This is a genomic window from Variovorax sp. P4_D9 (assembly GCF_056401695.1).
Genome location: NZ_JBFUIU010000265.1, coordinates 1 through 11267, shown reverse-complemented (window position 1 = coordinate 11267; position 11267 = coordinate 1). Strand labels below are relative to the sequence as shown.

The following is an 11267-nucleotide window of genomic DNA, read 5'->3' as shown; positions in this document are numbered from 1 at the left end:
CGGCAGCGATGTCCTTGTTCTGCCAATCCTTCGCGGCCAACAGCACGATCCTGGCTCGCTGCTGCACGCGGGCCTCAACGCGGCCGCGCCGGGCGAGCGCAGTCAACTCCCGTTCGGCAACAGCATCCAGTTCGATCTTCCGGGCAACGCGCATGGCTCAAACCTCCGCAAAGCTTGGTATGCGCAGTATACGTTAAGTTCTATTATTTCGAGCGCACTACACTAGGCGTTCCGCGGCACAGCGATTGGTTCCCAATGCACAAGAACCGCCTTTTTTCACGACCGCGACGAGCGAGCCGACGGCCTTGAGGTTTCCAGCGCATATGGCCTTGATCGGATCGAGAAAAGGTCCGACCAGCTTCTGCGAGTGGGGTGACAGGACATGCAAGCTTCCTCTGGGAGAGCTGGTTCGTCTGGAGCTGCATTCTCGCGCGTCGAGATCAGGCAGCCCAGAGTGAGGAGATACGTGCCAGGCGGCGTCCTGCGTGCGGTGGACCGCGCACGCCTCGCAATGCAAGTGATGAGGGTAGTGATTTTGTGAGCTGGGTCTTGCGGCGCGCAACCTTGCGCGAGCGGAAAACTCGTCGATTGCTCCTGGCTCTATCGCAAGGTTTCGGATTGCGCGTGCCCATCCCCGCGCGGCCTACGTCCTTCTCTTGGATCTGAGCGCATGGCGGACCCGATCGTCTTGGATGAACATCGGCGGCTACGCACGCTCACTTTCGTGGAGGCCGGTCACCGAGTGTCGCTGAACCTTCGGGGCTCCGACCATGCCGGCGAAGGGGCTGAGCGACAACGCGTAGAGCTTCACCAAGCAGAGTCTGCTGGCTCCGCGGCAGATGGTTGCACAGACTTCCAGGGCCTCTGTCTTGTGATAGCGTGGTTTTCGTTTCCGGCCATACTGATGAACAACCAGTGCTCCGTCGCACAGGTCAAAGCCCGTCTGAGTTGCCTTTGAAGTGCTTGGACAATCGGGTGTGGATCTGCAAGCAGTTGTCACGCGCGCATCAAGGAGTCGCCATGAAAAAGCTAGTCGTCCACATGCTCGCAGGGTTGATGTCTGCCGGCACAAGCGCTCAAAATCCGCCCGGAGCGTCGTCGCCAGCCCCAGGAGCGCGCACAGAAGAGGGACGATGCGCGGCCGCAGGGCAAGGATCGGAAAGTTGGCGGAGACGAAGTGACGTCGCCCCTGAACGATGACATTGGCTCTGGAAAGGCGGCCGCGGCAGGTCAGGCGAGTGCCAACGAACGCAAGGCGCGCGATCCCAAGGCGGCCCCCGGCCAATACCCAGCGCCACCCAACACCCCCGGTATGGCGCCTGCAAAATAGGCAGCCCGCAGCCGCAATCGAACCTGCGGTTGTGGGTGGTTGGCGCGCGGCTTCTTGGCTGCATTCGACCCCAGGAGTACCACTCCACGTACGTGGGACTGCGTAGGCGCTCGGATGGCGCACGGTGCGGCGAATGGCAAAAATATTGGTCAGGGGAATCGCAGTCCGCGAGATGCGTGTCCACGATCCGCAAGGAGAACGTCAGAGCAAGGCTGAACGACCTTGCCATGCACTTCAACTTCTCAACCGAAAGGAAACGACATGGCAGCGAAGAAACCCAACATCCTGATTCTTTGGGGCGACGACATCGGCTTCTGGAACATCAGCCGTCTCAGCCTCGGAATGATGGGCTATCAAACGCCCAACATCGACCGCATCGCGGCGGAGGGCGTGACCTTCACCGACTACTACGCGCAGCAGAGTTGCACTGCCGGACGCGCCTGCTTCATCACGGGCCAGAACCCGATCCGCACCGGCCTGACGAAGGTCGGCATGCCCGGCGCTACCGTGGGGCTGCAAAAGGAGGACCCGACCATCGCCGAGCTTCTCAAGCCGCTGGGCTATGCCACCGGTCAGTTCGGCAAGAACCACCTTGGCGACCGCGACGAATTCCTGCCGACCATGCACGGCTTCGACGAGTTTTTCGGCAACCTCTATCACCTGAACGCAGAGGAGGAACCCGAGCTTCCGGATTACCCTAAGGATCCGGCATTCAAGAAGCAGTTCGGCCCGCGCGGCGTGCTGCACTGCCTGTCCGACGGCAAGGGCGGGCAGACGATCAAGGACACCGGCCCGCTGACCAAGAAGCGCATGGAGACCATCGACGAGGAGATCACCGACGCGGCCATCGGGTGGATGGAGAAGCAGGCGAAGGCCGACCAGCCCTTCTTCCTCTGGTACAACTCGACGGCCATGCACTTTCGAACCCACGTCGCGGAAAAGAACCTCGGCAAGAGCGGGCAGGACCCCTACAGCGACCGCATGGTCGTGCACGACGAGCAGATCGGCCAGATGCTCGCCAAGCTCGACGAACTGGGCATCGCCGACAACACCATCGTCATGTACTCCACCGACAACGGACCGGAGAACGACACTTGGCCGGACGGCGCCAACACCCCGTTCCGTGGCCAGAAGGACTCCAACTGGGAAGGCGGATGGCGCGTGCCCTGCTTCATGCGATGGCCTGGCAAGATCAAGGCGGGGTCGGTGCTCAACGGCATCGTTTCCCACATCGACATGTTCCCGACACTGCTGGCGGCCGCCGGCAACGAGGACGTCACGAAGCAGCTGCTCGACGGCTGTCAGGTGGGCAGCATGAAGTACAACGTCCATCTCGATGGCTTCAACCAGCTGCCCTACCTGACCGGCAAGGCGAAGGAGAGCGCGAGAAACGCCATCGTGTACTTCAGCGATGACGGCGAGGTGATCGCGGTCCGGGTTGGCGACTACAAGTTCCATCTGGCAGTGCAACGCGCCAACACGATGAGACAGTGGGCCGAGCCTTTCGTGAAGCTGCGCCTTCCGTACATCATGAACCTGCGACGAGACCCGTTCGAGCGGGCCGAAGTGAACTCGAACACCTACCTGGACTGGATGGTCGACCACGTGCCGCAGATGTACCAGATGCAGGCGGTGATCGGGGCCCAGATCGCGGATTTCGCCAAGTTCCCGCCGCGCCAGAAGCCCGCGTCGTTCAACCTGGATGCGGTGCTGGCGCAGGTGTCGGGCCACGGCAACGCCTGACCGCGATGGGTGATCGAAAGGTGGCGCAGGACGTGAGCGCTTTCTATGAGCGCCACCCCTACCCACCGCCGGTCGATGACCTGGAGCGCTACCGGCCATCGGGGAGCGTTGACCGGCGGCGCAGCGAGGCCCTGCTTTTCTGGCCGGATGAGTCCTTTCGCGAAGACCGGACGATCCTGGTCGCCGGCTGCGGCACCTCCCAGGCCGCCAAGCATGCGATGCGCTGGCCGCGCGCGAAGGTGGTCGGCATCGATGTCAGCGCGACGAGCATCGAGAAGACCGGAGTGCTCAAGCGCAAATACGGCCTCGACAACCTGGAGCTCCACCAGCTCCCGGTGGAGCGCGCGGCCGAGCTGGGTCGCACTTTCGAGCATGTGGTCTGCACCGGCGTGTTGCACCATCTGCCGGACCCCGACGCGGGACTGCGGGCCCTTCGCGATGTGCTGGCGCCGAACGGTGCGATGTACCTCATGGTCTACGCGCCCTACGGCCGCGCCGGCGTCTATCTGCTTCAGGACTACTGCCGCCGGCTCGGCATCGGCACGACGGCCGACGAGATCAAGGCGCTCGCGGCGAGTCTTCGTGCGCTGCCGCCGGACCACCCGCTGATGCCGCTGCTGCGCAGCGCGCCCGACTTCAAGAGCGAGGCGGGGATCGCCGACGCGCTGCTCCACCCCCAGGACCGGGCCTACTCCGTCCCGCAGCTTTTCGATTTCCTGCGAGCGGGCGGCTTGCGCTTCGGACGCTGGCTGGGGCAGGCGGCCTATCTACCCGAGTGCGGCAGCCTGGCGTCCTCGCCGCACCAGCCACTGCTGTCCCGGCTGCCGAAGGAAGAGCAGTACGCCGCCGTCGAACTCTTTCGCGGGTCGATGATCCGGCACAGCGTGGTGGCGTACCGCGACGACCGGCCGGACCATGCCCCCGTCAGCTTCCAGGGCGATGGATGGCTGGACTACGTGCCTTTCCGCCTGCCCGACACGGTCATGGTCCAGGAGCGGCTGCAGCCGGGCGCGGCCGCGGTGCTCATCAACAGGCACCATGCATTCACCGACCTCTACCTGCCGATCAATGCACAGCAGAAGAAGCTCGTGGAAGCCGTCGACGGCCGGCGCACCATCGCCGAGATCGCGCCGGAGCCCGCGCTGCGCATCGTTGCGCGCGTGCTGTTCGAGGGGCTCTGGTGGTACGACCAGGTCGTGTTCGACCGATCACGTTCTCCTATCAGGAGGCAGATGTAACAGGCACCGAGAAGATCCCGTCGATGAGGATCCGCCGTCCGCGAACGACTTGGCGTGATCCTGTTCGTCGGCATTATTGCCACGCTGCTCTGAGCATGGACCTCGCGCCCAGGCCAATCCTCGAGACGGGCATCGCGGCCCTGCTCTTCATCTTGCCGACGTTGAACGCTTCGGCATGAACGCCCGCAGCTGGGGACCCGAGCGCCTACGTTCCTCCGTCCGCCGTAGTGGTCAAATAGCATCAAGCACCTCATGACCTGTGCCTCGTAGCGGGGCGCGGGTCGCGACTAAGGTTGGGACGTTGACACAAATTCACTCCTTGAACGCATGCCACCAATAGGGTTTCCGCTTAACGCCGCAGCCCACGCGGAAGGCGCGAGGTCGAGGCGAACCGAACGGCGGTTTCGACCCTGAGTTGTCTGTCGGGGCGGTCCCCATAGAAGCGGTCGTTGAAAATCGTCGAAGCGGCCGTTCGCCCGTTGCCAGCGCTTAGCAAGTACACGGCCGCGCCGCGAGCGTAGCGGGGCTCCCGGTCCCGGTTCGAGCATGCCCGGCGCGAAGCGTTGCGTAAGTAGTCCCCTCTTGTTTCAACGCCTGCGAAGTTGCCCAGAGATGATTGCCATGGCGTCCAGTTCCCGCTGTCGGCGCTACGCAGACGACGCATCTCCAACCCATGCCGTCGGCAAAGCCGCAATCCGCTTGCGCCGATGGGCGCGCGTGTTGCATGCTCGAAGCTATTCATGCCAAAGACGCTCCCATCGACGACCATGTTGCAGACCACCGGCCTGACCAAGCGCTACGGCGCGCGGGCGGCGTTGAAGGGCCTTTCGCTGACGCTGGCGTCAGGGCAGTTCGTGGCCTTGCTGGGGCCCAATGGCGCAGGCAAGTCGACCCTGTTCCAGGTGCTCACCGGGCTGTTTGCGGCCGACGAGGGCGAGGTCGAAGTGGCCGGTCATTCGCTCTACCGATCCGCGACGGCGGCGTTGCGCCACATCGGCGTCGTGTTCCAGCAGGTGTCGCTCGATCTGGATCTCAGCATCCGCCGGAACCTGCTGTTCCAGGCCGACCTGCACGGCGTGCCGCGGCGGCTGGCGGCATCTCGCATCGCGGCGGGCTGTGCCCAGCTCGGCCTCGACGCCGACCTCGATCGCAAGGTGCGTGAACTGTCCGGCGGCAATCGACGCAAGGTTGAACTCGTGCGCGCGTTGCTGCATCGACCCGCCGTGCTGCTGATGGATGAAGCCACGGTGGGCCTGGACCCCAAGTCACGCCAGGATCTTATGCGTGCTCTGCATGCGAACGTGCAGGAGCGCGGTATCTGCGTTCTGTGGGCAACGCACCGGGTGGAAGAGGCCGAAGGCGCCGACCGTGTACTGGTGCTTCACAAGGGAGAACTCCTGGCCGACGGCACGCCCCTCGAGGTGACCCAAGCGCTAGGGAAGCCGACGCTGGAAGCGGGCTTCATCGCGCGCACGAGTTGAACACAAAGATGAATCACATCAGTAGAGACACCGACATGAATGAAGTTGCCCATGTCCTGAAGCGTGTGGCCCGTTCGGTTGCGGTCCTGTCGGGCGTTTGCCTCGGCACGGCTGCGGTGGCGCAAGGCACCGCCTACGTATCGAGCGAGAAAGACCAGGCGATCACGCTGATCGACCTGACCACCCTCAGCGTCAAGGGCACCATCCCGACCTGCAATCGGGGACGGCACATCCAGCTCACAGCGGATCACCTGATCATGCTCGCCTGCAGCGAGTCGAACGCGGCCGATGTAATCGACCCGGCGACGGGCAAGTCGCTGCGTCGCATTCCGCTGGGCGACGAGCCCGAGGCTTTCGACCTGTCGCCGGACGGCAAGACCATCTATGTCTCCAACGAGGACGAAGGTGTGGTGAGTTTCATCGACGCGGCGAACGGCAAAGTGCTGAAGTCGATCAAAGTCGGCAAGGAACCAGAAGGCGTGAAGGTCAGCGCAGACGGCAAGACGCTTTACGTGACTTCCGAAGTCGCCAGTCTCGTGCACGTGATCGACGTCGCCAGCGGTGCCATCGTCAAGAACGTGAAGGTCGGCAAGCGGCCGCGCCGCATGGCCTTCACGCCCGACGGCAAGGAACTGTGGGTCACCAACGAACTCGACGCCAGCGTCAGCATCATCAATACGGCCACCCGCAACGTGGTCGGCAGCCTGAAGTTCGAAGTCAAGGGGGCGCGCAGCGAAGACATCACGCCGGTGGGCATCCAGATGTCGCGCGACGGCAAACGCGCCTTCGTGGCGCTGGGCAGGGCCAACCACGTCGCGTTCGTCGACGTGCCGCAGCGAAAGGTCACGAATCTCGTCCTGGTCGGCAAGCGTGCGTGGAACGTCACGCTCGACAAGGCCGAAGCCCGGCTGTATGTGGTCAACGGCTTGAGCGACGACGTCACCGTGGTCGATGTCGCTGCGGCCAAGCCGATCAAGAGCATTCCCGTCGGCCGCGTGCCTTACGGCCTGGTGGTGGTCGAATGAAGTGGTCCGCCTGCTCCGTCGGCGTGTCGCTGCTGCTTGCGGGGCCGGCGTCGAACGGACAGCCGACGGGTGCCATCACTCCGCTGAAGGCGACGCTGATCTCGCCCAGTCCCGACGCGCGGCTCGAACGGTGGCGCGTTGAGCGCCATTTCCTGGGCCACCCTGACGGCCCTGCGAGTGACGGCTTGCAGGTCGCGCTGGACGAAGGCCAGTTCGAACTCGAGTCCGTCGATGCGGCCGTCACACTGACGAAGCAGTCCGCCGACTCGCCCGAGGCCGCACGCGCGGCCGCGCAGGCGGCCGAAAAATCCGGCGCCGCCGTGCTCGTTACGGATCTTCCCGCGGATTGGACGCTGGCAGTGGTCGATGCCGTGAAGCTGCCGGTGATCAACATCGGCGAGGCCGCCGACCGCCTGCGCGAGCAGGACTGCCGGGCGCACCTGTTCCACATCCTTCCGAGCGAGCGCATGCGCGCCGACGCACTGGCGCAAACGCTCGTGTCGCGCAAATGGAGCAAGTTGCTGCTGCTCGTTGGCCCGAGTGCGCAGGACCAGTTGCGCGCTGCCACGGCGCAGGCTTCGATCAAGCGCTACGGATTGCAGGTAGTCGCGATTCGGCCCTTCAAGCTTTCTGGCGATCCGCGGGAGCGCGACCTGACCAATCCGCTGTTGCTGACGGCCGGCAGCAACTACGACGCCGTCTGGGTGGTCGACAGCGACGGCGAATTTGCGCGCGGCTTGCCGTACCGGATCGTGCTGCCTCGCCCGGTGGTGGGGGATGCAGGCCTGGTGGCGCTGGCTTGGCATGCACAGTTCGAGCGCTACGGCGCGCCGCAAGTGTCACGCCGCTTCGCCAAGGCGGCCGGCCGGCCCATGACCGCCAGCGACTGGTCGGCGTGGATGGCGGGCAAGGCGCTGCTCGCGGCCGCCATCGCGGCACCGAAAGGGCCCGCCGCCAGTTGGGCGCAGGCGCTCGCCAAAACGCCGCTCGATGGTTCCAAGGGCACGAATCTGACCTTTCGTCCCTGGGATGGGCAGTTGCGCCAGACCGTCCTGCTCACCGACGGCCAGGGCGTGATTTCGCAGGCGCCGGTCGATGGCATGCTGCACGCGAGCAATGTGCTGGATACACTGGGCGCGGACGCCCCGGAGAAGCGATGCACGACGACGCGATGATTCCGGTCGAAGCCGACGCGGCAGAACTTGCGCCGCGTCGCGGCGTCGCGCATGCGCTGCAAGCCATGCAGGCGATCGTCATGCGCGAACTGCTCAAATTCTCGCAGCAGACCGGCCGGCTGGTGTCGGCGCTGGTGCGCCCGCTGTTGTGGCTGGCGGTGTTCGCGGCGGGCTTTCGCAACGTGTTCGGCGTCGCGATCGTCGAGCCCTACGACACCTACATCCCCTATGACGTCTACATCGCGCCTGGCCTGGTGGGCATGGTACTGCTGTTCAACGGGATRCAGTCGTCACTCGCGATGGTCTACGACCGCGAGATGGGTCTGATGCGGCTGCTGCTCACCGCACCCTTGCCGCGCGCATGGCTGCTTTTTTGCAAGCTCTGCGCGACGGCCCTGCTGTCGGTACTGCAGGCCCTGGCCTTCGTGATCGTCGCGACCTTGATCGGCACCGACCTGCCGCTTCTTTCGCTGGGTGGGCTGCATGCCTTGCTGGCGCTGGTGTGCGGGGCGCTGATGCTGGGCGCGCTCGGTCTGCTGCTGTCGGTGCACATCAAGCAGCTGGAGAACTTCGCCGGCACGATGAACTTCGTGATCTTTCCGATGTACTTCATGTCCACCGCGCTCTACCCGCTGTGGAAGCTGCGGGAGTCGGGCGCCGGATGGGTCTACCAGCTGGCCCGCTTCAACCCGTTCACCCACGCCGTCGAATGGATCCGGTTTGCGTTGTATGGCAAGGACCCCGGCGAGGCGCCATGGATCGTGCTCGGGTGCCTGGCGGTCTTCTTCGTGCTGGCCTGCTGGGGCTACGACCCGCAGCGCGGTTTTGGTGGATTGACGAAGCGCGGCGGAGGTGCGGGATGAACACCGGCCGCCGCCGCTGGCTGGGACGTGCGGCCGCGCTCGCGCTGACTGCGGGGCCTCTGCCGCACGCGCTGGCAGCCGAAGCCTTTCCCTCCCGGCCGATCATGATGTGGGTGCCATGGGCGGCGGGTGGCGCGACCGACCTGTCGTTGCGGCTCCTGGCCGAAGTCGCCGCGCCGGCGCTCGGCCAGCCCGTGGTGGTGGCGAACCGCGCCGGCGCCGGCGGCACGCTGGCGATGCCGATCCTGCAACAGGCCGAACCCAACGGCTACACCATTGCGCAGATGCCGCAGCCGGTTTTTCGCGCTCCGTTCCTGCAAAAGGTGCTGTGGGATCCGGTGCGAGATGTCACGCCCATCATCCAGATCTCGGGCGTCACATTCGGGGTGCTGGTGCGCGCTGCCAGCCCGCTGCGCTCGCTCGACCAGCTGTTCGACTTCGCACGCGCCCGGCCCGGCGAGTTGAGCATCGCCACCAATGGCGTCGGCACTACGCCGCACCTCGTGCTCGAGGCGCTGTTCACCGAGCGCGGGCTGAGCTACATCCATGTGCCATACAAGGGCACCTCCGAGCTGACCCTGGCGGTGGCGTCGGGCCAGGTGATGGTTGGGGTCAATTCCACCGGTTTCGCGCCGGAGGTCGATGCGGGCCGCCTGCGGCTGCTCGCGACCTTGGGGGCGCAGCGCTCCGGGCGCTGGCCGCAGGTGCCGACATTGCGCGAACTGGGCTTCGACATCGTGGCGATGTCGCCCTACGGGCTGGCCGGTCCGCGCGGATTGCCAGTCGACGTACTGGACATGCTGCATGGCGCCTTCAAGAAAGCCCTGTTCGACCCGCGGTTCGGCGAAGACCTGGCAAGGTACGATCAGGAGATCGCCTACCTCGGCCCGGAGGACTACGCGAACGCCTGCCGCGAAGCGTACGCCAAGGAGCATGCGGCCGCCGAACGAATGAAGGGCTCGCGCGGTGCGGGTGGCTGAGGACGGCCATATTTTCGCAGGACAGTGGCGAGCTGTAGCTACGGCACTTGGCGGGGTCGCGCCGTTCGAACTGGCGCCCTCACACGGAACGAAGTTCGATGTCTTGCTCCCTCGGTTCGGCGGCCAGCGGCCCTGAGCCGCCAGTTGGCCGTTCGGCTTGAGCGTCGGCTGTGCGCGAGAGCCGACCTTCGCCCTGAGCTGTCGACGGCGACGTCCCTTCCCAAGATCCGTCGCACGCCGGCGTCCGCTTTCAGCGGAGGGGCGCATTGGCTCGCACGAACTACCTTCGATATTTTGGTGCGCTCGGTTGGCACTTGCTTTTGCTGTGTCGTCTTACCGCCACCGCCGACTTGTGCGCGATCGGGTGAAGAGACTGCTTGCATGGTGCCATTCGAGCGCGCTGTCGTCGCGCATGGTGATGGCTTCGAAAATCGCGGCCGCGGCGCCTTTGACTTGAACTTCTGGCGGCTTGCTACGTACGTGGACATAGGTGGTCGCCGGGATTGCGCTCTCGGAGGCCGTACTTCCAAAATCTTCGTATGGGTCCAAGAGCCCTGGACACGACCTGCTCAGGTAGTTTAAAGAAGAGGCGAAGATCCGACAGGATGTACTGGCGACCGTACTAGCGCGGCCGCAAAGACGGGACAGATGACATCGAATCATCGACCTCGATTCCTACGTGCTCTCGCGTCTCCAGTTCGCATTACTGTTCAGGCTCTACACATCGTCTTCCCTCCTACACGATCGGGCTAGAAGCATGAAAAAGATCTTCATCATCATCGGCGTGCTGGTTGTGGCAGGCGCGGCCATTGGGGGAGCGCTCTACGTCATGTTCCCGGTGCAGATGACGACCTACGGGGGCATGGGACTCAACGCTCTCAAATCGATGTCTGCGCCGGCGGGTACCCTGGCGCTCGAATCGAATCCCGCCTACAAGGCGCCCGTCGCTGCGGCGTCCTCCCCGCCTCCCGCCGAAGCGGCATGGCCGAACGTGGCGGCCGGAGACTGGCCGAGCTACAACCGGACACCCACATCGCAGCGCTTCTCGCCGCTCAACGAGATCAACACGAAGAACGTCGGGAACCTGAAGATCCTGTGCACCTACGACCTCGGCATCTTCACCGCCTTCGAAACGGGCCTGATCATGGTGAACAACGCCCTGATCGGCACCGCCGAGTTCGAGATCTTCTCCATCAACCCGGCCACGTGCGCCGAGAACTGGCGCACGCGCCTGGACTATCCCGGCGGGCTGCTGCCGGCCAACCGCGGCGCCGCCTACATGGACGGCATGCTGTTTCGCGGCACCCAGGACTGCCGGGTGCTGGCCTTCGACTTCAAGACCGGCAAGCAGGTGTGGGAGACGTCGATCTGCGACCCGAAACGTGGCGAGTCGGTGCCGTCGGCGCCGATCGCCTGGGACGGCCTTGTCTAC

At 64.8% G+C, this 11267-nt stretch carries 7 protein-coding genes and 1 pseudogene; all 8 read left to right on the top strand.

Annotated features, from left to right (window positions below):
• The first annotated feature begins 1591 nt into the window (after positions 1-1591).
• Entirely contained in the window at positions 1592-3073 is a 1482-nt protein-coding gene (locus AC1DY5_RS25850) for an arylsulfatase (RefSeq protein WP_478115996.1), read from the top strand.
• A 5-nt stretch (positions 3074-3078) separates the two neighbouring features.
• Complete coding sequence (locus AC1DY5_RS25845) at positions 3079-4311, top strand: class I SAM-dependent methyltransferase (protein ID WP_478115994.1); 1233 nt, start codon at positions 3079-3081, stop codon at positions 4309-4311.
• Positions 4312-5078: 767 nt separating this feature from the next.
• Positions 5079-5792, top strand: a complete 714-nt coding sequence (locus tag AC1DY5_RS25840; protein WP_478115999.1) for an ABC transporter ATP-binding protein — start codon at positions 5079-5081, stop codon at positions 5790-5792.
• Positions 5793-5827: 35 nt separating this feature from the next.
• Positions 5828-6817: a PQQ-dependent catabolism-associated beta-propeller protein gene (locus AC1DY5_RS25835; protein ID WP_478115992.1), complete on the top strand. Its 990-nt coding sequence runs from the start codon at positions 5828-5830 to the stop codon at positions 6815-6817.
• Positions 6814-7992 (top strand): ABC transporter substrate-binding protein, encoded by a 1179-nt coding sequence (locus tag AC1DY5_RS25830; protein ID WP_478115990.1) that lies wholly within the window; start codon positions 6814-6816, stop codon positions 7990-7992. The genes AC1DY5_RS25835 and AC1DY5_RS25830 overlap by 4 nt, the downstream gene beginning before the upstream one ends.
• Positions 7989-8855: an ABC transporter permease gene (locus AC1DY5_RS25825; protein ID WP_478115997.1), complete on the top strand. Its 867-nt coding sequence runs from the start codon at positions 7989-7991 to the stop codon at positions 8853-8855. The genes AC1DY5_RS25830 and AC1DY5_RS25825 overlap by 4 nt, the downstream gene beginning before the upstream one ends.
• Complete coding sequence (locus AC1DY5_RS25820) at positions 8852-9835, top strand: Bug family tripartite tricarboxylate transporter substrate binding protein (RefSeq protein WP_478115989.1); 984 nt, start codon at positions 8852-8854, stop codon at positions 9833-9835. The genes AC1DY5_RS25825 and AC1DY5_RS25820 overlap by 4 nt, the downstream gene beginning before the upstream one ends.
• A gap of 757 nt (positions 9836-10592) precedes the next feature.
• Positions 10593-11267 (top strand): annotated as a pseudogene (locus AC1DY5_RS25815) (hypothetical protein); the annotation flags it as partial.